The organism is Amycolatopsis sp. QT-25, from assembly GCF_029369745.1.
Lineage (GTDB): Bacteria > Actinomycetota > Actinomycetes > Mycobacteriales > Pseudonocardiaceae > Amycolatopsis.
The window spans coordinates 1,622,091-1,644,946 of sequence record NZ_CP120210.1; the positions used below are offsets into that span (position 1 = coordinate 1,622,091).

Genomic DNA, 22,856 nt, shown 5'->3' on the forward strand with positions numbered 1-22,856 from the left:
TCTTACGTGGCGACCGGTGGCTGATGCGCCATGATCTTGGTCGTGGTTGATCGGTTGTCTTTGCGTCTTGTGCCGGATGAGCTGTGGGAACTGGTGAAGCCGTTGATCCCCGCGTTCACACCGCGTCCGCAGGGTGGTGGGACCGCGCCGTTGGATCCGCGGCAGGTGTTCACGGCGATCGTGTACGTGCTGACCAGCGGATGTGCTTGGCGGGATCTGCCGCCGTCGTTCGGCGTGCCCTTCCAGACCGCGCACCGCCGGTTCGCGCAATGGACAGAGGCCGGGCTATGGCGCGAGCTCCATCGTGTACTGCTTGACGAACTGGGCAGCCGGGGCTTGCTCGACTGGAGTCGTGCGATCGTGGACGGCGCCTCCGTCCGCGCGAAAAAGGGGGATCTCTGACCGGCCCCAGCCCGGTCGACCGAGGTAAACCCGGCTCGAAAATCCACGTCCTGTCCGACCGTGCCGGCCTGCCGCTCACGATCGCGATCTCCGCCGCGAACACCCACGACTCGCTCGCGCTCAAACCCCTGGTGATGGCGATCCCCGCGGTCAAGTCCCACCGAGGCCCGCGACGCCGCAAGCCCGCCAAGCTGCACGCCGACAAGGCCTACGACCAGCCCGCGCTCCGACACTGGGTCCGCGACCGCGGCATCACAGTCCGCATCGCCCGCAAAGGCATCGAATCCGCGGACAAACTCGGCAAACACCGCTGGGTGATCGAGCGAACCATGGCCTGGCTCACCGGATACCGCCGCCTCACCCTGCGCTACGAACGCAAAGCCGAACACTTCCTCGCCTTCCTTACCCTCGGAGCCGCCCTCACCTGCCACAAGAAACTCCGAAAGCTCACCACGTAAGACACGCTCTAAAGCTCTCGACCTGATCAATCACGGCACAACTGGCAGTTGTACTACGCCCAGTTGTTGGCCGGTGATGCGGTTCTCCGGCGATGCTCTGCGGTGTTCCTTCCAAGCAACACCGCAGGAGAACCGGAAATGGACAGCACGCCCACCGAGTACCACCAACCGATCCGTCAGCTGCGGGTAGGCACCGCGAAGGTCGAGGAGCTGGCGCGGCGGCTCACGACCCTGTCGAACGAGATCGATCCGCGCGGACCGCATCCTCCACCGCGGCCAGGCGCTCGGCCACCGACTCGACGGCGCCGCGCAGATCCTCGATCTGCCGCATGACGCCCGCGTAGTCGGGGGTAGGCGCGGGCGCATCCGGCACCTGCTCTACGTACACAGCCTTACCCGGCTGCCCAGCGACCACTCCATCGCGCTTCAACTCCTTGAGCGCGTCACGGACCACCGTCACCGACACATCGTGCTCAGACATCAACCGTGAGGTCGACGGCAGCGGCGAGCCGACCGGATAGGTGCCCGCGGCGATCCTGCCTCGCAGGTCATCAGCGAGTTGCAGGTACTTCGGACATCCGGTTGTCGCCAACTCCGCCTCCGGGTCATCGAGCGGCCATCGCCTCAGGCACATAGTGCACCACATCGATGATCCCGCCGAAAAACCCTAGATTCACCATTGACGTTCTAATGCACTAGGTGCCCTATGTGTAGTAGCTACTACGGGAGGTACTTCGGATGAATCAGCAGAAGCTCCTCACCCTTCTCAGAACAGCCGAACGCGAGGCCGAACACTGGGAGGAGCAGTTCGAGCTCGCAAACTCGCCATTGCAGTGGCGTGCGGCGCTGGTAGCACGCGAGTTCGCGTTGCAGTGGGCCAGCTATTGGCGAGCTTGCGTCGCTCACGGCAAAACCCCGTGCATCGGGGTGCAGTATGGCTGACACCGTTGATGACGCCCTGGCAAAAGCATTCAGCGCCCCTCAAGCTCACCGCGCCCGAAGGCGATGGACGGATCCTTAAAGAACGCTCCCGAGTGGAGGCCAGACCACTCCTCGGCCAACTGGCCCCCGATCGTCGCGACCGCGACGTTGGCGACGAGAACATCGGTGATGTCAGTCATGAGGACGGTAAGCGCCTCGCGCTCAGAACTCCAGTCAGCGGCGCGCAGGGTTCGACCGACGAGGGACGCGGTGGTGTACGAGATGTGGTCGGCTGGATCGCGGCGAGCTGGCAGATAGTGGGACCTCGATGTGCCCTCGGTCGTAGCGAGACATCTCAGCTCGGCTGGTTGGCTCGCCTTCCTCGTCAGCCTGAAGGACGTACTTAATCGTCTCGTCAATCTCGCCGTCCGCCGCGATCACAGCCGTCAAGCGCACACGGATGCGGGGTGCGCCGCCTGGAGTCTCAAGCGCCATGTGCGAGAAACTCGGCGGGACCGACGCGTGCTGTCCATCGTCTCCGGCCTCCGGAAACTCGATGTCGACCTCAAGCCAGAGCACAGGCTGCTCGGCGTGGACTTCGCTGGCGCTTCGGTCAACCGGGACATGGAAGTCCTCGACCCGTACGGTGCGCTGAACAGCGAGTGGGCTGAAGAGTCGCGACAGAGCCTCAAGGACGGCCGTCTTGCCCGACCCGTTCGGACCGAGGACGTAGGTGAGTTCCTCAAGGTCGATGGTCGTCGGTACAGAACCAAACGACTGAAAGTTCTTGAGGCGAATCTGACGGATCTTCATGTCTGGTTCTTGGGCTCCTTGGCGCCGCAATCGGTGCGCGTTAGCGGTCGTACGCTGCTTGCCTCCGGCGGCGCGGACCGGGTCGTGCGCTTCTGGGACGCCGGAACGGGCGCGCCCCTCGGCAGCGGCATGGGCCATACGAGGCCGGTGTTCGGCGTCGCGTTCTGTCCGGGACCCGGCGGCCGGCTTGAGCTTGCACGGCTGGCGAGGACCGCATGATCCGGCTGTGGGACCCAGGGACCGTCGTGGAACTCGGCGTTCTTGATAATCACACTGGACCGGTCCGGGCACTGTCCGCCGTCTTGACCCAGGACGGCCGATCATTGCTGGCCTCAGGCAGTGACGACCGGACCGTCCGGGTATGGAACCTGGAAGGGCGGACGACGGTCGCGACGCTTGAGGGCCATACGGACTGGATGCGCGGCGTCGCGCTCGCCAGTCGGCCTGACGGCCGGGTGCTGCTCGCATCGGCGAGTGACGACCGGACGATTAGGCTATGGGATCCGGACAAGCCCGCCTCGCGGCTTGGTCGTGAGGGCCATACCGTCCGGGTACGCGGCGTCGCACTCATGAGCGCAGCCGATGACGGGCCGCTGCTCGCGTCGGCCGGCGCCGACCACACGGTACGGCTCTGGGATCCCGACGACGGGCGGGTCCGGGCTACGTTGACCGGCCACATCAACCGGGTTCGTTCCGTGGTTTCGGGACCGGGCCGGACGGTCAGCTTCTTCTGGTCTCCGGCGGCGAAAACTCATACTTTGATCAACAACCCACGCCTCCCCTCCAATCCGGTCAGATGATCACAAACCAAGATCAGATGCCTTTAAACCGCCGCGTCGTGGGCAGGGGACCAACGACTCCCCGGCTTCGCGTCGTACGACGACATCAACACATGCCTGATCAAGCACTTCCGGTCGGTTGAGTGCCTTCTGTGGGGCCTGATGCGCTGAACACCAGGCGTAGCCTATGCGCCTCCCAATCGGCTCGGGCTGTGGCGTGAGAAATCCTCTCGTAAATCACGGGTTTCGCAGCCGCCAACGGTGCAACGAGATACGGGTCGAATAACGCCTGCTGGTACAGCAATCGCAGGAGCCAGAACGGTGCTCGTTCCAGCTTCCAGTTGATCGTGGGCTTTCTCAGTTCGGGTGCCTGGCCGTGCGCGGTCGCCATTAGCAAACAAGCCTGGTCGACCGAACCGGAGTATTCACGTTGGCGAAGCTTGGCGTGCATTCGCTGGAGCGCGTCATCGCCCCAACCGGGCATTTCCAGCTCGCCAGCTACCCAGGCGACCACGGGCGCGTACGCGTCGTTGGGCCGAATCACCGGCTCACTAATCAAACCGAAAATCCCGCCTTCCATGTTGCGCTTGACCCGCAGGGCACGGCCCACCTGCAGCCAGGTCTTCCGTTCGTCGAGCACCACCGGGCGCTTGACGACGGCGTCGATGGCCAGGTGCATGGCTCGCAGGGTTCGGGGCACCGCGTCGTGCTTGAGCACTTCGAGGACGTCGATCAGTTGGCAGAGGGTGTCGAGGCCGACACCGGCGAGGTCACTGGAGATCAGTTCACCCACGAGGCGCTGGGCGGAAGCTTGCCGGTCAAGCGCGCAAAGCGCTCGCACGAGTTGGACCGCGTCCGGCAGGTCAGCGACTCTTCCTCGCCGAATGCGCCTTCCGACACGGGCGAGGTTGATCTGTTTGGCGGCCTCGACTCCCCAGTCTCTGTCCCATGTGGACATCATGCGCAGCAAGGCGACGACGGATCGAGGACTCGCGAATCGGTCGATGGTCTGAATGCGCGCTGTGTAGACGGTGTCGATCCAACCCGCGTTCGCGGTTCCACGGGTCATCCCGCCGCGAGCGAGGTCACGAGCCGCAGCGGATTGTGTGACCGGATCCTGCACTTGCTGGATGTCGCCCCGAAACACGTAGATCGTGTGCTTGTCCTGTGCGACTTCGCTCAGCAGATCGGATCCGAGTCCGGGTTTCACATCGTCGATCGCCCTGATCACCTTGGACGCCACCACCGAGTCGCGCAGCATCGCCTTTCGCAACCAGGCCACGAGCGTGTCGACGGAACTGCCGCCAACGGTGACGGTGCTCTTCTTCGCTCTGAGCCGCTCCACGACCTCGATCGCGCCTGGCCGGTCGAGGTATGCGAGGTTGGCGATCGCCTGGGCGAAGCTCGCGGGCCTGCGTCCGAAAGCCAGCCTCCGTGCCCACACGTCAGCGCCCCCGCTTGTCTGGAAGATCATGGTCCCGGCCTCGGGCACATCCGCGATCGTCAGAGTCTTCGCAACTTCTGCGCACACCGCCAACGCAGCCGCCGGGGTGGAGGTGGAAAGACCTTCGACGAAGGTGTTCAGCTCCCACTGGTCGCGATACAAGGTTGGCACGTCTGCGTGCAGGACCCTCCCCAGACGATGGAACAGCACTCGGCCGTGGGCGGTGTTCGCCTGGAACATGTTGCGTACCAGCAGAGGGGACGCGACGAGTCGGCTCAGTTCCTCGATCGCCAATGCGCCGAGATCGGCGTCTGTGCCCAGCCGCAGGGCGATCTCCGCTCCCCAATGTTTGTAGTTGCGACCTACCGAGTTGACGACGATGCCGAGGACCAGATCCAGCACGTCCTCCCGATAGTTCGCCTCGGCATCCCACACACCTTTGATCAGGTGGTAGCGCGTTGACGTGCGCGGGTCTTGCAGGATCATTTCCTTGACTTTCTGATGGCCGATCTCCTCGGCCAGTTCGGTCGCGAAGCCGCCGGAACCGGAGTCGAACATGTCGCCGATCGTATGCGTGGTGGACAGCAGCCATCCGGCACCGGTGGCGTCGTCGACGTCCTTGACCCGCTTGGCGAAACTCCTCACCAGCTCGTAGTCCGGCATATCGGTCGACCTGTGCAGAATCGACGTGGCCGTGATGCTGCTCGATCTGGCGACGGCCTTCAACAACATCGCGGCCTCTGTCGGATTGGAGCGGCCCAGCAGAGTGCGGGCGCGGACAGCGAAGTCGGTCCAGTGGCCGAGCAACCACGTGCAGAAGGACGGACTGGACATGCGCAGGTGGTTGATGGCGTCAGCCAGACCCGCAGCGGTCGCGAACCTCATCGCAGCCGTCAGAGGCTTTTCGTACGGCTGGAGTCTGACCTCCCAATCGACCTTCTCGAACTGCTGGCGCAGGCTCATCGACCCGATGAGGACGCCCACGCCGTCGTGGTCCTCGGGCTCGTGGACGAGCAGCTCCTGGACAGGATGTTCCTGGTCCACCGGGTAGATCTCGATGTCATGCGGTGCACGCTGCTCAAGCTGGCGCTGCATCTCCTCCACCTGGTGAACCAGGCGATAGCCGCTCACCTGGTCGATCCTCAGCCCGGCGAGCACGTCCAGCAGACGATCTCCCAGCAACGCTCTGACCTCGTCGCTGTCGAGCCGCTCCAACGCCACCAGCAGCGCGAACCGTTCCTCCGGCGACCCGACTTGGTCGCCGACGAGGTGGTCGACCGCGTTGACGAGCCACCGCACGAACTCGTCGCGGTTGTCTGGTAGCAGGGCGAACTCCAGGTCCTCCATCGTCCGCACCAGGCCCAGCAACATGGCCGGGTGCCAGTCCACGGGTCCCGAAGGCAGCCTGTCGATCAACTGGTTCACCAGCGTCTGGGTCACCGGCTCGGGCAACAGGTCGGCGAGACCGAGAACCCGTACGACGCTTGAAACAGGTGCGGCTGTCACCCATGCCGTGAGAAGTCCTGCGGCCTCAGCCCTTTCGATCAGCGTCTCGCACACCGCGCGATGGAACAGCCGTGCACCGATGAGGAGACCTGCCGCGTGACCGCTGCCCGATCCCAGCGCATCGATCAACTCGGGCTCGACCAGATCGACGATTGTCTCGTTGCGTGCCTTCACAGGGGACTGGGCCGTGTTCGACGGGTTCGGCTCCTGACTCTCCCGGTGGAGATCGATCAGGGTCAGACAGTCGTCAAGCCCAGCAATGCTCACAGTGGAAGGCCTGCTGCCCGTGGCGATGCCGAGCAGAGCCCGGTCCGGCTCCTCGATCTGCTCCAGTCGTTCCTCGTCGACGTCACCGCCGATCACGCTGACTGCGGCGGCGGTCACCAGGGGCTCCCGTTCCGATTCCGCCCACTCGGCGAAACGCCGTTTCAGTTGCTCGCCAGGGTCCTCCTGCGTCGCCATCATCTGGGTGAGGCGACGCAGGTCTCCACTTCGGCCTTCGGCCAGCGCTGACCGTGCCCGCCCGGCATTCAGCATCGGATCTGCTTTCTCCAGGTCCGCCACGAACTGCTTGCGAGCCTGCTGACCCACGACCGACGTGACCACGAAGAGTCCGTTGACGGACCACTCGACCGATGAGTTGCCGCCGTAGAGCAGCACACCCAGCACGGGCACGGCCAACTCTTCAGACACGTGCCGGAGCACCTCGTTGGCTTTGTGGTCGCCGGTTGGATGAAGGTCCTCGAACACCAGCAATCGGCGTTCGGCTTGGTGCTCGACGGCGCCGAACGCGTGTGATGCCGCCGTAGCAGCAATGTGCCTGTCGGGCAGTTCCTGTGTCGGACCGGCCAGTACCAGTACCAGCCAGGGATTGCGCTTGCGGTCGGTGAGTGCGGCTGCCAGTCGTCGCACGACGGTGCTCTTGCCGCTCTGCGCGGTGCCACCGAGAACCGCGACGGAAATGCCGGTACTGTCGATGAAATGTCTCGTCAGCCGAAAGCTTTGACTCGTGTCCAGGTCAGCGATCGGCTGATGTTCCGGCACTTGACGCCAGTCGACGATCCGCCATCCCATTTCAGCCAGTTCGTCCGCGTGACGTTCCCGCTTCCAGCGCGCCCATTCGTCGCCCCAGATCACGGTCGCCGCTCCGTCCACCGTCAACGGCGCTTGCACGTGTTTCTTTTCGCCGTTCGGCGCGAACAGGCGCCATCCCGATGTAGTTGGAACGAGCAACTCGCGACCTGCGGTCGCAGCCGCTGTTTTGCGCGTGGCCTGCGCGTCCTCGTCGACGGGTGCGCAGCGTCCATCCGTGACCTCGCCCATGCTGAGCGGCACGGGCGAATCGAGCTTGGTGATTCGCTGGAGATGCCACAGCACGATCGGAAGTGTGGCGAACCGCGCTGTGAACCGCACACCAGAGGGCCATTGTACGGACACGGGTTGGCCGGGGTCCGCAGTCGACGTCGTTCGCCAGACCGAGGGGAACTGCGAAAGTGTGCCCCGTAAAGCGGACGCGACGATCTCCGCCACGCCAGCCAGTTCTGTGCGCCAATCGCCGTCGGCTTCGTTCCTCGCAGTGAGCAGGACACACCGTCCACAGGGCTCCTCGACGAGGAGGCCGGGACCATCGGTGCTCATTGGTATCGCGAATGTCTCAGAGGCGTCACGAACTCGATAGGTCAAGTCCAGCAGTTCGAGGAGCAGGTCCTCCGATACCTGAACGGAGTCCGGCACAGTCGTGCAGACCAACTCGTCGAGGTTCTCAGCGCCGGCGTCGGCGCGGACCCAGGACAGCAGGTTCGCGATCTCCTGGTCGGTCAGCGTCGAAGACCCGTCGAGCAACGGCTCGATGACTGCGGCGTGGAAGTCCGAAATGGCCGGCCACGCCTCCTGTGCGGGTATGTCCCCAGCGAGCAGTGCACGAACGAGAACCAGGCCGGCTGTGAGTTCGTCCCTGACGGCTTGAGCGGGCTTCGCGTCGTTCACCGTTTTGCTTCCTGATCGGTCGATGCAGGCCGGTCTCCGCGCGGAGGCAGGTTTCGATCGCGGAGTTCCAGCTTCAGCAACCCCGCCGGCCGTCCGATGACGGCCTGTCCGGTTTCGGGTAGCGCCACGCCGATCGCGGCCTCGTCGAGCGGGGTCGCGAACATCGGTGTTCGCCCTGTTATGTCGTGGGCGATCAACCAGCCCGGACCACGTGCGGGTCCCCCAGCGACCACCACCGAACGGTTGTCGACAGCTGCTGTACAAATGTTCTGCAGACGGCCGCCATCCAGCAGATCACCGTCCCCACTTGAACTGCGCAGGTGCACCTGGCCGCCGACGTCGACGACCAGCACCCGTTCCCCGTCGGGGGAAGCTGTGGCGATGAGCGGTCTGCGCGGTGTCGGAAGCTGCGTCAGGTCGAACTCGGGTGTGCTCCCGAGCCACAGCCGCCGGATTCGGCCGGAGTTGGTCACCAGCCAGGCGGACGGGCCCTCCGTAGGGCCCACCGTCAGGATCGAGTGCAGGTCGGAATCCAGGCTCACCGCGCGGCGCACTTGATTTCCGGATGTCAGGTCGGTGACCCACACGTCGGCGCCCAGCCCGACGACGACCTGCCCAGAGGGATGCAGCGACGCCAGCAGTTCGGCGGGTTTCGTACCACCGGCAGTTGTGGGTACGAGCTCCGGCCTGCGCACCGGATGTTCGTCGCTGTGGCAATCGATAGACCAGATCTCACCTTGCCATGTGGTGACGAGAGCGAGCACGACCCCGGCTACGGACGCCACAGTCACGGTCCTTGGCACGCCCTCGACCTGGACCGTCGACCGTATCGCGCGTCCGTCGGTCAAACTCCAGAAGTCGAGCGCGTCACTGTCGTCGATCGTGACCGCGACATCCCCCGCCTGCGCCGCCGACAGCCGGGTGAAGCGTGCTGTGCGCGGACGATCAGGCTGTACCCAGCTGACTTCTCGAGTCGGCCGATGTCGAGGTGGCCAGGACGCGACGGGCCTCAGCTTCACCCCGTAACGGCGCGCGGCGATGTCCAGAATCAATGCGCGATTGGCTGCTGTCTCGTTGGGTGGCACCGCCCGCGCTACGAGAGATCGTCGCATGCGGCCTTGGGAGTCGTTGCGCAGCCTGCGCACCGCGGCCGATACCAGGCTGGGCGGAGCGTCCAGAAGGAACCCGGGGTCATCGAGCATTCTGCCGCGCGGAGTGTCCAACGATGCGGCGAAGGCAACGAGCGTGCGCACCGCAGGATCAATCATACTCCAGTCCACTTCGGATGGTGAGTTGACCTGTGGAAGCCGAGCGAGGAAGCGTTCAGAAGGAGCGGAATCTGCGGAAACGCGGGCTTTGAATCGAGGCCGCCAGCGGGGCAGGCCACCGGCGCCCGGCCTGCACTCGACCAGCGAACCCAGCCGGGCTGCCGCAGTCGTCACATCGTCCGCAGTCACAAGTACACCTGACGGATCCGATGCCGCCGCAGCCCACTCGTGCGCTGGCACGACGATCATGTCGTCGTAGGAGCAGAGCGCGCACAACGCGTCGACGACCACCCCGGCACGTTCACCGAGATAGCTGTGCAGAATTGTTCGGCACACCCGGCGTGCGGCTCCCGCTGCCGCGCGCTCAGCGCGTGATTCCGCTTCTGCCGTTCGGAGTCCCTGCGCCACAGCGTCTGTGTACGCGTCCGCCGCGGCGACAGCGATCTTGAAGTGCAGACCCCACTTCGAATGGCTCGCGGTCAACGACCGCGTCGCCTCCTGTTGTGTGAGGCGGAGGCGTAGTGACAGGTATTCGCGGACATCCGTGTCGGTGCGGTCACCCAGCAAGTCGAGATCGGTCACCCAGTGTGGCGTGGAAACTCGAATGCCCGAATGCGACGGCAGCCCGAGCACGAGCCGGACACCGTTCACTTCGGCGAGGGCGGTCAGGACATCGTCCCAGCTCTGATCATCGGCCTCGGCGAGCTGGTCCAGGACGATGGTGGTCCGGCCGGTCGACTCGTGCAAGACTCGCACGATGTCGTCGAGTCGTTGACCGACCAGATCGAGCCTGCGCGCCAAACCTCGCAACACCGAGTCCCTGGTGCCTCGGCAAGCGATGACCCTGGTAGACGACCCAGGCCACCTCAGGCGTACATCCATCGGCAACACGTCTCGCGCGACGGACATCAACACAAAGTGCCCCAGCAGTGCGCTCTTGCCCGAGCCTGCGCCACCCCTCACGACGAAGATCTGCTCGGCGGTCTCGCCCTTGACGTGTTCTCGTAGCGCGCGGAGTTCGTTCTCGCGTCCCGTGAAGAAGAAACCAGGCCGGCTCGCCGCTGACACGCCCCTGGCTGCAGCCGCCCAGTCGGCCGGGATGGGCAGGTCGGCAGGTGGTGTCGCGGGTTGCCAGCACGGGTTCGGCAGGACGCGGCACGCGGTCGCGGAGTGGCCCTCCGCCAGCCACACCGTTTGGGATCCGCTCAGTGACGCGTTGACCTCGGCGGCGACCGCGCCAGGCTCGAAATGGCTGATCGACCACGAAGGTCGCGATTTCGACGCCAGCACAGTGGCGAACGCACTTGCGAAGGTCTTCTGGGGTGCGACCTCCAGTCGCCTGCTCGAGCCGATGCCCCAGAATTCCATCTGGGATGTCCTGGTGTTGGGTCGCCTCATCTCGCGCAACGCGTCGTCGACACCTGGTTCGGAAAAACACGCGTCCAGGATCAGCACGACCTGCCGAAGGCTTTTTCGAGCAGTCAGGGCGGTGAGGAGCGCATCCGTTTGATATGGGCGCCCGCTGGCCAACACCAGGCGAAACCGCGTATCAACTACGGACCCGTGTCCGGTGCAGTAGATGAGCAGGCGCTCTTCATTCTCGGAATCATCGTCCCGAGGAGTGTCGTGTGCAGATTCCGCCCATTCTCGCAGCTCGTCCTCGAGGTCGTCATGGCTCCGTTCGGGAGTGCTGAACGGGAACAACTCGGTCAAACCCAGGGCGCCGAGTGCTCGCCTTACTGTGCGGATCTCTTCAGTGACCCCGTCCAGGTTCGCGACCTTCTGGTAAGTACGGATCCCGGAAATGCAGAATAGCCCGCGAGACATCATCCGAGTGCCTTGTCGATCGCCCGCGCCGTGCGAACGTTCGTGAGATATGAGAGAGCGGAATGGGCGGACTTCCGGGGGTTGGCGCAGGGCTGGTCGTCGATGTCCGGGTGATAGAGGGGAGCCAGTTCCTTCACCATCGCGACCGCGTCATGGCCGGCCGCCACGTTGGTCCATGTCGTGACTTCACCCGGCCACCTCGACCTGTCGAGTGGCTGGTCGAGCCGGCTACGGATGGATTCGAGGCCGAGCGGCGACCCGATTGTCAGCATCGCGGGCGGGGAGTCGACCTGGTTGTGCACCAGCCAGTCGTACGCGATGACGCTGCCAAGGGAGTGACCGATCACCAGGCGGGGCGACTGTGCCATCGCGGTCTCAACCTCGTCGTGCACCCGCGCACGAAAATCTGTGTCGTCCAAGTATCGCCGTACCTGCTTGACGAAGGAGATCACGGCTGAATCGATCCCTTCGAATAAGGGAGTTCGTTGGATCGTAGCGAGAGCCTTTTGCAGTGCTCCGGGAAGATAGAGCTTTCCCTCATGTTCGTCATCGTTACCCTCGGCCGATTCGAGCAGTCCTGCTGCAATCGCCTCGACCAGATCCGTTTCCAGGCCGCACTCAAGATCCACAGCCGTGTACTCAGAGCCGCTATCCTCGGACTTTCCGTCGTTGTACTCGTGGCCGTAGAACACACACTCGAGAGTGAGTGAGTCGGAGTGCGAACTCCTGATGTTGCACAATCCGTCGATCATCGCACCGAGCCATTTTTCGTGCATGTCCGTGCGAAGGGAGCGATTCATCCAAATGCCATGAACCGCGACGACGTCGACCATGAAAGTCTCCTTTGGTGAGCACGGCGCAAGTTTGCTGAAAAATTCGAACATCGGCGCCCCGCACCGGGGCCTGCCTTGACATAAGGATCGCCGAGCCACCGCTTGCCGTTACACGGCACGGTTCGTGCAGGTTGCTCTGTTCGGCAACGATACTGACGCGTCCACCACCCCCGCCAGCGGCGTTCGGTAGCAGGCCTGGATTTAGTACTGCAATGACACTTCGTGATGGCCGCGCCGGCGGTAGTGGCTGGTTCGGGCGCGGGCTTGGCTGGTTCGTCGCCATCGTGACCAGTGCATAGCGTGCTGGATTGTGTGCTGGACCCGCGTGGTGACACGGTTGAATAGCTTGCGGATTTCGTTGGACGTGAGCGGTATCAGGCCGGGTGTAGATCCCCTTTTTTTGCGGTCTCTCGAGTGATGACGAGGAATGCTGCCGCTGCCATGGAGAGAGTTATATGCCGATACCATGCTTCGTATCGGCGGACCTGGTAGTGGTCGAGCCCGGTTTCGTTCTTTGCGGTTTGGAAACTTTCTTCGATCGCCCAGCGGCTGCCAGCGACGCGTACCAGTTCTCGGAGATCGGTTTCGGCGGGGCCAAAGCAAATGTAGTAGGAAATCTCGGTGGGGTCGCTGACCGAGCGGCGGGCCAGCAGCCAGTGGCCGACTTCTCGCCGGCGCAGCGGGCGGATGTCAACTACGGCCCAATCGTAGATCCGCTGCCCGTGGGCGCCATCGCCGCAGGACAGGCGCTGCCAGGCAGTCGGGGCGGCGTCCGCGATAACCGAGTGGGCGCGCCGCTGCCGCAGATCCATGGAAATCACCATCTGGGACTTGGGCACCGCCAGTACATGTGCGATGTCGTGTTCTTCCAGCCAGAGCCGCAGCCGTCCAACCTGCCCGTACGCTTCGTCGGCGGTGAACCACGCGAACGGGATACTCGCGGCGAGCGCGCGTTCCAACATTAATTGCGCCAGTTCGGGTTTCGTCGCGAATCCGACGCCGTCAGGAATGCCCGCAGCGCTGCACCGATCCCGATCGGCGATCCACTCTTTCGGTAGATACAACTCCCGATCGATCAAAGCCCGCCCCCGAGCCGATACATACGCCAAGAACACGCCGATCTGCGAATTCTCGATGCGCCCGGCCGTGCCCGAATACTGGCGCGCTACGCCCGCGGACTTCGTGCCCTTCTTCACGAACCCGGTCTCGTCCGCGATCAACACGCCACGTTCGGCGTCCGCCAGCACCTCGACCACCGTGGCCCGCACATCATCACGCACGCCTTCGGCGTCCCAGGCGTAGAAGTTCAGCAGCCGCTGCATGCCCTGCGGGCCGGCCTCGCCGGCCATCTCCGCCAGGGTCCAGCCGTTCTTGCGCTCGACTTCAGCCAGCAGTCCCCGCAGGTAAGACACCATCTGACGCCGCGGCTCCACCCGCGAGAACCGCGACGCGAACCGCCCCGCGAACGCAGTGAAATGCGCCGACCAACCCGTCGCCATCTCCAACACAGGAGATCAACTACACGATCGCCGGGCCAAAGCCTAACCGACACACTCAACCACTCTATAACGAAATGTCATTGCAGTATTAGAGCGTGTCTTACGTGGTGAGCTTTCGGAGTTTCTTGTGGCAGGTGAGGGCGGCTCCGAGGGTAAGGAAGGCGAGGAAGTGTTCGGCTTTGCGTTCGTAGCGCAGGGTGAGGCGGCGGTATCCGGTGAGCCAGGCCATGGTTCGCTCGATCACCCAGCGGTGTTTGCCGAGTTTGTCCGCGGATTCGATGCCTTTGCGGGCGATGCGGACTGTGATGCCGCGGTCGCGGACCCAGTGTCGGAGCGCGGGCTGGTCGTAGGCCTTGTCGGCGTGCAGCTTGGCGGGCTTGCGGCGTCGCGGGCCTCGGTGGGACTTGACCGCGGGGATCGCCATCACCAGGGGTTTGAGCGCGAGCGAGTCGTGGGTGTTCGCGGCGGAGATCGCGATCGTGAGCGGCAGGCCGGCACGGTCGGACAGGACGTGGATTTTCGAGCCGGGTTTACCTCGGTCGACCGGGCTGGGGCCGGTCAGAGATCCCCCTTTTTCGCGCGGACGGAGGCGCCGTCCACGATCGCACGACTCCAGTCGAGCAAGCCCCGGCTGCCCAGTTCGTCAAGCAGTACACGATGGAGCTCGCGCCATAGCCCGGCCTCTGTCCATTGCGCGAACCGGCGGTGCGCGGTCTGGAAGGGCACGCCGAACGACGGCGGCAGATCCCGCCAAGCACATCCGCTGGTCAGCACGTACACGATCGCCGTGAACACCTGCCGCGGATCCAACGGCGCGGTCCCACCACCCTGCGGACGCGGTGTGAACGCGGGGATCAACGGCTTCACCAGTTCCCACAGCTCATCCGGCACAAGACGCAAAGACAACCGATCAACCACGACCAAGATCATGGCGCATCAGCCACCGGTCGCCACGTAAGACACGCTCTTAGCCCCGAAGCCGTCCACGAGTCGTTGCAACGGCGACTGAGTCACCGCGACGAAGGTTCACACGTGAACAGCGGTGCACTCACCAGTTGGGGAGCCCCAGGTTCGCCCGAGGTGTCATGTACGGTGCCGCGAAGCTAAGGCGCGGCGCAACGACCAGTTGATCTGACACAATATAAACAAGTGTCCGTTGTAGGCTGCCTACCTAGGCTTGTTTGAGGTACGCCATGCGAAGACAAGCATCGAGCTCATCGTTCGACGCGGGCTCGTACAGCGAGTATCACGGGCGCGAGCAGGACCGGGCCGACGAAGCAGCTGACCATGACCGTCCAGGTCCCCGCCGTGGTCAGCTTCTGCCCGGCCTCACGGAAGACAACTGCTCCCAGGGCGACTCGAGTCGAGGTGCCCGCGCGGTCCCACGTCCACCGAGCGTTTCCAGTGGCAGCGGCGACGTCACATCCGTAGTCACTGTCACCGTGCTTGAGGTAGCGCATGAACTGGACCCGGTCCAGATAGCGAATCTGCCCTAGCTGTTCAGTTCAGTGCGACGGCGGGAGACGAAGTCGCCGCGGCTTCGCGATGGTGGTTCAGCTGCTTGAACTCGACTGTTCATCGGCCCGCTTCGCCCACGACGCCCCGCCAATGTCGACGGCCCCGCAGCCTTTCACTGATCGTCCTTTGCTACAGCGGCGACTACTATAGCCGCGATTCCCCCCGCGATCGCGTAGATGATCGAGCGCCTGAACTTGGCCAGGTCCGGCTCCGGCTTCAGCCGTGCAAGGTTGCTGATGACGCCAAGCGCTGAGAGGCTCACGATCACAAGCGCGACAGAAATGTCCAAGTTCGGCACGCCGTCGTTCTGCAGGTGGTCGTGCAGCCACGCCGCCATCGCATCCGGGTACCAGGAGTACGCGTCGAGGATGTTGCCGATGAGCATCAACATCGCAAGCGCCGACCCCACGGCGATCGCTCCCATGATGACTCCCCGGCGTCCGCTACCGGCGATCATGGTGCCCTGGATCTGGTCGACGAACAGCTGCCCGACCGTCGCCACGGCGAGCCCCACCAGCAGCAGTCCCACCACCTTGCCCACCGTGACCCAGAAGCTCTCAGGGATCAGCCCCAGGAGCAGGCCGAGCCCGCCGAACACTACGACCACCCCTGCCACGAACCCCAGCGCGATCAGCGTCGGCTTCGCCCACCCCTTCATGGCCGGACGCCATAGCACGAGCAGACCGACAACGATGATCGCTGGGGCCAACCACCACCAGCTCGTGAAGACGAAGACCAGGAAATCCAGGACGTCGTGGGCGACGTCGCCGAAGAAGCCGGCCACGGCGACGAACACGTCGGCCAGAAACGCGCCGACGTGGAAGACTACGAATCCGACCCCGCCGAGCAAGTGCGGCAGGGCCGCGGTTCCGACCGCGACCACTACGCCGATCAGGAACAGGCCGGGCTTCCAGTGCCGCAGGGAGACCAGAAGCAACGCGCCCAGGTACGCCAGGAGCGCGTAGCCCAGCCAGGTCAGCAGGTCGGGCAAGTCCGATAACGTCGTGTCGAGCCAGTTGCTGACGATCGCCGGCTCGGCCAACCACTCCCAGCTTTCACTCCGGGACAGCATGTCTGTTCGCCGTGGCAGACTCGCGACCAGGAAAACCGCTCCGACGATCAGCGTAAAAACCAGTCGTCCGAGGTGCTTGCCCAGTTGCCGACCGAGAGTGGGCGAAGGTGCGGTGGCGTAAACCATGCTCCCCGAGTCGCCCCGGCAAAGCGGCCTGTTACGGGATCTGCGGAAGACTCGTGAACCGCCGCGCTAAGACGAGCACCGTGGAGGCACAGCTTCGTAGCGCCTGTTCGCCCGGCATCTCGGCTATATGCGCCAGGTTGGTGAAGAACTCGACGTAACACCTCCGAGGTTTGACGCGACCCATGTGGCATGAACCGAAACCGCCTGGCGATCGCTCTCGGATCAGGAGTCTTCGCTGCGACTCGCATCAGCCTGACCTGGAACGTCCCGTCTGCTGGAGGGAAGCCGAGATTCAGGTATTGGCGACGTCGCACGTGTCGATCGCGTTGATCAACGACACGACGTAGTTTTCTGCGGCTACCCAACTTGCAGCGTCCTTCTCAAGAGCCTCCTAGGAGTCCACGATGCGGCAGCATTGGCCCGTCTTACGATGGGCTCTCTTGACCTCCGCACTGTCGACGGGGCTCGCTGTCGTTGTAAACCTCGCGACTGATCTCAAAGACAGCTGGTTGGCGTGGGTCGGCGTCGTCGTACTTATGGTTTATCTGGCGGCATCAACCTGGTTGCACAATACATTTCATCACGACATTCGTCTGCGCAGTTAGCAAGGTCTGACCGTCATCAAACTGCGGGTGGCGCAAAAGCGATATCCACCTCGGTCAGCGTGAATTCGGATCGAATCGAAGGCAATGTCCATGTTCACCAATTCGGTCGCAGGACTTTTGTAGCGGAAATTACTGCGGTCGTCGTTCTCGCGGCTGTCCTGACGTATCTCAGTCGCGATGGCCGAATCGCAGATCAGAACTCGATAGGCGATGTCGCTACTCCGTCCTCGTCGAATAATGCGGCGTCAACAGAGCTTTTGCCGTCTTTGGCGAGTGCAGCTGCGCCGACGACGCACCCGCAGCCTGCAGCGTTAGCGGTCGTCGCCTCTTGGCCGCTATCCCGAGGATGCGATGGTGGAACAGCCGTCGCGATGATCAACGGCGGACCCGCAATCAAGACATTTCCGATGAACAGCGGGAACGAACGGGAAAAGATGATCGATGCGGGCGCTGGAGTCTGGGAAAAGGGATTCCTGTATCTAGACTTGACCGCACCTCCTCAGAAAACAATGCGTATTCTGAACCTGCGTCCTCTCATCGACAAGACCTCACTTCCTCCGCCGTCGTGGATTTATAGCCCGGGTGGAGGCTGCGGCGGACCTGTCAGCCGCGTATTCGAACTGGGTCTCGATACGCCGAGCTTAAAAGATACAGGGGTCCAGGAGTCAGAGGACGGCAAGCCAGTGCCGGACACGCGCAGTGATCCGATCGGGCCAACATTTTCCGTAACCAAGGATGAGCCGGCCACGCTCCGCTTCGACGTGTCCGCCTGTAAGGCCAACTACCAATGGAGCATCGAGATAACATATTCCATCGACGGAGACCTAGGCAGGCACACCTTTGTGAGCGGGCCGTACCGCACTATGGCTTTTGCTGACAAGACCAAAATGTACACTTATGGAGAAAACAATACCTACGCCGAAGCTGGATCCGCAGACGGGCCAAGTGGCGGAGGTTGGACCTGTGTGAACTGACTTCAGTGGTCTGCTTCGAGCAGGGCGGAAAGGTAGCGGCCTGGCACTGCTGGTGGCAAACCATGCAAATATCACGCATTCGCATCGCACTGCTAACTATTGACCTGCTTTCGTGCGCAATTTTTCGATCGAGCGAGTGAGCTGCAGAGTACGATACTGAGCTACCGCGGCTGCTAACGACCAACGACACCGCGCTGAAGGCGTTACGAAGATTCTCGTACAGTGAGCGATGGCAACGGCTTATCGCGGATTGGACGTCGACGTAGTGGCACGCTTCTCCGAACGACCTCGAGATCTTGTGGACGAGACAGCACGGTCGTGGATCGAGCAGTGTCTGCTCGCCGATCGATCGCTGACGGATCCCTCGCGCGATGGTGTCTGGAACGTCAACGTTCTGCACGATCTTGACCGCCGGTTCAACGGCAACCCGCTCACCAGCGGTGAGGGCGGTGGTACCTTCACCGGGAAATGGGCGATCCAACTCGAACGTGGGAGCCCCGAGCTGGTGCTGCTGGCCGCGGAAGTCCTGCTGGTGCACTTCCTGTTCGTCAACTCGGTCACGTATCGGGGCAAGGTCGAGGTCATCAACGCGACTTTGGACGGCACAGAGGTCACGCTGGATCCGGAGTCACTGCCGATGAAGGCGATGGCGCAAGGTATCGCCCACCCTGGTATCGGGTTCAACACGAGGCGAGACCTGCAGGTCGGCTACCTCATCGACTTCTGTCTGCGACTCAAGCAGCTTGACCAGGACGAGCGCGCTGTTCTGCTGAAGGATCCTTGGGCGCTGCGGGACTTTGCCGACACCACGACCATGCCACTGCGGGAGATGCGGCACATCGTGCTGCACCTGCTGGACCCGGAGACGTTCGAGCGTATCTCGTCGGGGACACACAAGCGTGAGATCTGCACGGCGTTCGGTGACTTGGTCGAGACGGCAGGCGTGGACGTCGATGAGCAGTTGCTCGCGATCCGGGGCAAGCTGACGACGCTGATGCCACGGGGTAATGCTCCGGGACGCGCGATCGACTTCTACCACCCACCGTTGCTGGGGGTGTGGGAGCGTGCCGGAGATTCGGGGGAGGGGACCGGGGATCTTGAGGCGCTGGGGTGGAAGAAACAGATCGTGCTCTACGGCCCACCGGGTACCAGCAAGACCTACCAGGCCCGCGAACTCGCCGAAACGATCATCCGCCGCGCGGCGCTGAGCCGCTGGGGCTTCAAGAACTTCATCGAGCGCACCGAGCTGGTCGACAGCACCGTGGCGGCGAACATCTCCTGGGTGCAGCTGCATCCCGGATATGGCTATCCGGAGTTCATCCGCGGGCTGCGCCTCGACGGTGACCGCACCCGCTACCACCCGGGACTCCTACCTGCCGTCGTCGGACGCCACCGCGACCAGGACCTGCCCGATGGCCTGGCCCCGCTGCCGGTGGTCCTGGTGCTCGACGAGATCAACAGAACCGACCTGAGCGCCATGTTCGGTGAGGCCTTCAGCCTGCTCGAGGCAGGACAACGCGGCCGTGCGGTCACCCTGCCCGGCATCAACCCGGACGAGCCACCTGCCACTCTCGTGCTGCCCGAGGACCTGTACCTCATTGGCACGATGAACGAGATCGATCAGTCGGTGGAGACGCTGGACTTCGCGTTACGCCGCCGCTTCCTGTGGCGGGAGTGCCCGTTCGAGCGTGAGACACTGCTCGACATCATCCAGACCCGCTGGGAGAGCGCTGTCCGGGACGTCCGGTACGACCACGCGGCCGAGCAGCTCTCGCGCTTCGCCGATCACGCCGAGCGGCTCAACACCGCGATCTCCGACTCCGCGGTCCTCGGCCGCGCCTACCACGTCGGCCACACCTACTTCGCGGACATCGTCTTCTTCCTCGGCACATGGCTCAGTACCCGCAAGAGCCGCCCCGCTAACGGCGCGTACTTGTGGCGTCAGCCCCGTGACCAGCCGCAGCCGCCGTTGTTCGATTTGTGGAATCGTTCGCTCAAGCCACTGCTGGAGCAGTACCTCGCCGGCGTCGATGACCGCGACGAGCAGATGGACCGCCTCCGTGTCGCTTTCCTCGGGCAATGACCGACCGCATCGTCTTCGCGGACCTCGCCGGCCCGGTCGAGCGCGACCGGACGTTCACCGCGGACGAGGACCAGTGGCTCACCGCACTGGCGGCCGAGACCCGGCCAGAACAGTTCACCCTGACCCTGGCGCCCTCGTGCGCGTCGACGGACCCGCAGCCCATCCTCGAGCGGCAACTCGATGGCAGCTGGCGCGCCGGCCGCTATGTGGGTGAACTCCGCCGTGACGGCCGAATCTTGGAGATCCGGCCCCGGCTGGGCATCGACACCATCGCCACGTGGGCCAGTGCTGCCCTCAACCTCCATATCGTCCCCCGAGCCGCGCAGGCCCGCGGCAGCACCACGCTCATCGCCGAACTGACCGCGGCCCTGTGGCGGACCGCTCTCACAACAGCCGCCCGCCACGGCCAGCCCAGCTTCCGGGCGCACCGACATCATGTCGGCCCAGCGGTACGCGGACGCCTCGACCTACCAGGTACTGTCGCGCTCCGTGCGGCCCGCAGCCCCTTCCTGGCCTCAGTGGAACGAGCGAAACTCCTCACAAACCCGGTCAGCCAGGTGATTGTGGCCGCCGACCATGTCCTCGACACCCTGCTGCGCCAACGGCCAGGCTGGCGCGGCGACCGGGTGGAGGAAATCGTGCCGCGCCTGCGCGCGGCCGTGGGCGGACGACCGCGCCTGCCCAGCCAACGCGAACTCCGCGGTGTCCGCTACACCCCGATCACCCTGCCGTACAAACGCGTGGCCGAGCTGTCCTGGCAGATCGTGCAGCACACCGCCCCACAAGCCTCACCCACCGACGAACGCACCCACGGCCTGCTCATCGACGTCGCAGAGCTATGGGAACTGTTCGTCCTACACTGCGCCCGCCGCGCCACCGACCTTCCCGTCACCCACGGAACTCAACACCACACCCCCACGCCGCTGCTGCGAGCAGCCCACCATCCCGCCGCCGTACTAGGCCGCCTCTATCCCGACATCCTCATCGGTGATCCCCAGGCGCCAAAGGTGATCATCGACGCCAAATACAAACCACTCACCGACCACCGTGGGGTCGACCGAGAAGACCTCTACCAACTCAACAGCTACCTCACCGCACATCACGCAGAACTCGGCGCCCTCGTCTACCCAGTCTTCGACCAACATCCACTGCCAGACATCCAACTGCGCAACCCATGGCTCACCCAGCAGAACCGTGTAATGAACTTTGTCCAACTCGAGACGAGCGAAAGAGGCTGCACAACCGCACTAACCACGCTGGTCAGTGTCAGGCACACGGATAGTCACGACTGAAATATTCGGTAACGTGGGCCTGTCCCGTGATCGGTGTTTCCGGCGTTGTCGATCAGTAGGTCTCGGCTCCCGGCCAGCGGTCACCGAATGTGATGGCGAAAGCGTTGATCACTGGCTTCCAACGCATCGTCCATCGAGCGCGGCCTGTCCCGGTCGGGTCCAGGCTGCGGGTCACAAGGTACAGGCACTTCATCGCGGCCTGCTCGGTCGGGAAATGTCCACGTGCACGGATCGCCCGCCGATAACGGGCGTTCAGCGACTCGATCGCGTTCGTGGAGCAGATCATCGTCCGGATCTCGACGTCGTAGTCGAGGAACGGCGTGAACTCATCCCAAGCGTTGCGCCATAAACGAATCACCGCTGCATGCTTCGCGCCCCATTTCTCTTCGAATTCGTCCAGAGCGGCCGCCGCAGCGTGCGGGCTGGGTGCGGTGTAGATGGGTTTGATGTCGCGTTTCACCGCGTCCCAGTCCCGGCGGGAAACGAGCCGGAAGGTGTTGCGGATCAGGTGGACGATACAGGTTTGCACAATGGCCTGCGGCCAGACGTTCGTCACGACGTCGGGCAGGCCTTTGAGGCCGTCGCAGACGAGGAAGAACACATCCCGGATGCCGCGGTTCTTCAGGTCGATCAGCACGCTCATCCAGAACTTCGCGCCCTCGCCGCCGACGCCCATCCACAGGCCCAGGACGTCCTTGTGGCCGTCCACGGTGACGCCGATGGCGGCGTAGACGGGCCGGTTGGCGACCTGCCCGTCGCGGACCTTGACGTGGATCGCGTCGATGAACACAGCGACGTACACCGGGTCGAGCGGGCGGCTGGCCCAGTCGTTCATTTCGGCGACGACCTTGTCGGTGATCCGCGAGATCGTTTCCTTGCTGACCGAGGACCCGTAGATTTCGGCGAAATGCGCCGAGATATCCCCGGTCGTCATTCCCTTCGCATATAGCGACAGCACAATCTCGTCCACCTCGGTCAGCCGACGCTGCCGCTTCTTCACGATCTGCGGTTCGAACGTGCTCTCCCGGTCCCGCGGAACGTTGATCCCGACCTCGCCCGCCGCATCCGAGACCACCGTTTTCGGCCGGGAGCCGTTGCGCACGTTCGTCGACTCACGATCCGGGTCGGCCTGGTTCTTCTCATGCCCCAGATGCTCGGTCATTTCCTCGTTCAGTGCCGTTTCCAGCACGTTCTTGGTGAACAGCTTCAGCAACCCGTCCGGGCCGGTCAGCGCCAGCCCGCGAGCCTTCGCCTCAGCCACCATCGCCGCCGCGGCGGCCTGCTCCGGCGACAGCTCCCGCGCCGGCTTGGACTCACGCTTACGTGGACTCACAAGCTCCGATGTCATCACTCACAGTGCCCATCCCGCCGGACCTCAGCCCGGCGTGTCGGGCCGAAAACACCGATCTTGGAACAGTCCCGGTAACGTTGTCGACGCCGCGATCTAAGA

15 protein-coding genes and 1 pseudogene are annotated in these 22,856 nt (G+C 63.8%); 7 read left to right on the forward strand and 9 right to left on the reverse strand.

Annotated features, from left to right (window positions below):
- The first annotated feature begins 42 nt into the window (after nucleotides 1-42).
- Nucleotides 43-860 (forward strand): IS5 family transposase gene (locus P3102_RS07590; RefSeq protein WP_276363339.1). Its coding sequence is split into 2 segments (ribosomal slippage): nucleotides 43-385 and nucleotides 385-860, totalling 819 coding nucleotides; the frame shifts between segments, so codons are not numbered across the junction.
- Nucleotides 861-1,083: 223 nt separating this feature from the next.
- On the opposite strand, the gene P3102_RS07595 is transcribed toward P3102_RS07590, so the two are convergent.
- On the reverse strand, nucleotides 1,084-1,452 hold the full coding sequence (locus tag P3102_RS07595) for a winged helix-turn-helix domain-containing protein (protein WP_276367675.1): 369 nt from the start codon (nucleotides 1,450-1,452) through the stop codon (nucleotides 1,084-1,086).
- 146 nt (nucleotides 1,453-1,598) lie between these two features.
- Between P3102_RS07595 and P3102_RS07600 the strand changes: the two genes are divergently transcribed.
- Nucleotides 1,599-1,802 carry a hypothetical protein gene (locus P3102_RS07600; protein WP_276367676.1) on the forward strand — a complete coding sequence of 68 codons (204 nt, stop codon included), beginning with the start codon at nucleotides 1,599-1,601 and terminating at the stop codon, nucleotides 1,800-1,802.
- 29 nt (nucleotides 1,803-1,831) lie between these two features.
- Here P3102_RS07600 and P3102_RS07605 read toward each other — a convergent pair whose 3' ends face one another.
- Complete coding sequence (locus tag P3102_RS07605) at nucleotides 1,832-1,981, reverse strand: hypothetical protein (RefSeq protein WP_276367678.1); 150 nt, start codon at nucleotides 1,979-1,981, stop codon at nucleotides 1,832-1,834.
- Between the two features lie 322 nt (nucleotides 1,982-2,303).
- Here P3102_RS07605 and P3102_RS07610 point away from each other — a divergent pair, with 322 nt between their 5' ends.
- Both P3102_RS07610 and P3102_RS07615 read left to right on the forward strand, forming a co-directional pair.
- Nucleotides 2,304-2,813 (forward strand): hypothetical protein, encoded by a 510-nt coding sequence (locus tag P3102_RS07610; protein WP_276367679.1) that lies wholly within the window; start codon nucleotides 2,304-2,306, stop codon nucleotides 2,811-2,813.
- Nucleotides 2,810-3,394 (forward strand): hypothetical protein, encoded by a 585-nt coding sequence (locus P3102_RS07615; RefSeq protein WP_276367681.1) that lies wholly within the window; start codon nucleotides 2,810-2,812, stop codon nucleotides 3,392-3,394. Before P3102_RS07610 ends, P3102_RS07615 begins: the two co-directional genes overlap by 4 nt.
- Before the next feature lie 100 nt (nucleotides 3,395-3,494).
- Here P3102_RS07615 and P3102_RS07620 read toward each other — a convergent pair whose 3' ends face one another.
- The 6 genes and pseudogenes from P3102_RS07620 to P3102_RS07645 all read right to left on the reverse strand — a co-directional run bounded on the left by P3102_RS07620 (nucleotide 3,495) and on the right by P3102_RS07645 (nucleotide 16,452).
- On the reverse strand, nucleotides 3,495-8,309 hold the full coding sequence (locus P3102_RS07620; protein ID WP_276367683.1) for a hypothetical protein: 4,815 nt from the start codon (nucleotides 8,307-8,309) through the stop codon (nucleotides 3,495-3,497).
- The gene (locus tag P3102_RS07625; RefSeq protein ID WP_276367684.1) at nucleotides 8,306-11,407 is read right to left on the reverse strand and encodes an ATP-binding protein; all 3,102 of its coding nucleotides are present in this window, start codon (nucleotides 11,405-11,407) and stop codon (nucleotides 8,306-8,308) included. Before P3102_RS07625 ends, P3102_RS07620 begins: the two co-directional genes overlap by 4 nt.
- On the reverse strand, nucleotides 11,404-12,237 hold the full coding sequence (locus P3102_RS07630; protein ID WP_276367686.1) for a hypothetical protein: 834 nt from the start codon (nucleotides 12,235-12,237) through the stop codon (nucleotides 11,404-11,406). The genes P3102_RS07625 and P3102_RS07630 overlap by 4 nt, the downstream gene beginning before the upstream one ends.
- A gap of 201 nt (nucleotides 12,238-12,438) precedes the next feature.
- A pseudogene (locus P3102_RS07635) lies at nucleotides 12,439-13,736 on the reverse strand (IS701 family transposase).
- A gap of 100 nt (nucleotides 13,737-13,836) precedes the next feature.
- Nucleotides 13,837-14,654, reverse strand: a protein-coding gene (locus tag P3102_RS07640; protein WP_276363339.1) for an IS5 family transposase whose coding sequence is annotated in 2 segments (ribosomal slippage) — nucleotides 13,837-14,312 and nucleotides 14,312-14,654 — 819 coding nt in all. Because the reading frame shifts where the segments join, the coding sequence is not laid out codon by codon here.
- Nucleotides 14,655-15,366: 712 nt separating this feature from the next.
- A complete protein-coding gene (locus P3102_RS07645) occupies nucleotides 15,367-16,452 on the reverse strand; it encodes a hypothetical protein (RefSeq protein ID WP_276367687.1) in 1,086 nt (361 codons plus the stop codon).
- Nucleotides 16,453-16,966: 514 nt separating this feature from the next.
- Here P3102_RS07645 and P3102_RS07650 point away from each other — a divergent pair.
- From P3102_RS07650 to P3102_RS07660, 3 genes are all read left to right on the forward strand, one after another.
- Entirely contained in the window at nucleotides 16,967-18,031 is a 1,065-nt protein-coding gene (locus tag P3102_RS07650) for a hypothetical protein (RefSeq protein WP_276367689.1), read from the forward strand.
- A 229-nt stretch (nucleotides 18,032-18,260) separates the two neighbouring features.
- A complete protein-coding gene (locus tag P3102_RS07655) occupies nucleotides 18,261-20,114 on the forward strand; it encodes an AAA family ATPase (RefSeq protein WP_276367690.1) in 1,854 nt (617 codons plus the stop codon).
- Nucleotides 20,111-21,406: a hypothetical protein gene (locus P3102_RS07660; RefSeq protein WP_276367693.1), complete on the forward strand. Its 1,296-nt coding sequence runs from the start codon at nucleotides 20,111-20,113 to the stop codon at nucleotides 21,404-21,406. Before P3102_RS07655 ends, P3102_RS07660 begins: the two co-directional genes overlap by 4 nt.
- A gap of 52 nt (nucleotides 21,407-21,458) precedes the next feature.
- Here P3102_RS07660 and P3102_RS07665 read toward each other — a convergent pair whose 3' ends face one another.
- Complete coding sequence (locus P3102_RS07665) at nucleotides 21,459-22,754, reverse strand: IS256 family transposase (RefSeq protein WP_346660168.1); 1,296 nt, start codon at nucleotides 22,752-22,754, stop codon at nucleotides 21,459-21,461.
- Between the last annotated feature and the right edge of the window lie 102 nt (nucleotides 22,755-22,856).

Coding starts and splice junctions, on each gene's coding strand:
- P3102_RS07600 (WP_276367676.1), top strand. CDS start 1,599: ATGAATCAGCAGAAGCTCCTCACCCTTCTCAGAACAGCCGAACGCGAG.
- P3102_RS07605 (WP_276367678.1), bottom strand. CDS start 1,981: ATGACTGACATCACCGATGTTCTCGTCGCCAACGTCGCGGTCGCGACG.
- P3102_RS07615 (WP_276367681.1), top strand. CDS start 2,810: ATGATCCGGCTGTGGGACCCAGGGACCGTCGTGGAACTCGGCGTTCTT.
- P3102_RS07625 (WP_276367684.1), bottom strand. CDS start 11,407: ATGATGTCTCGCGGGCTATTCTGCATTTCCGGGATCCGTACTTACCAG.
- P3102_RS07630 (WP_276367686.1), bottom strand. CDS start 12,237: ATGGTCGACGTCGTCGCGGTTCATGGCATTTGGATGAATCGCTCCCTT.
- P3102_RS07645 (WP_276367687.1), bottom strand. CDS start 16,452: ATGGTTTACGCCACCGCACCTTCGCCCACTCTCGGTCGGCAACTGGGC.
- P3102_RS07655 (WP_276367690.1), top strand. CDS start 18,261: ATGGCAACGGCTTATCGCGGATTGGACGTCGACGTAGTGGCACGCTTC.
- P3102_RS07660 (WP_276367693.1), top strand. CDS start 20,111: ATGACCGACCGCATCGTCTTCGCGGACCTCGCCGGCCCGGTCGAGCGC.
- P3102_RS07665 (WP_346660168.1), bottom strand. CDS start 22,754: ATGACATCGGAGCTTGTGAGTCCACGTAAGCGTGAGTCCAAGCCGGCG.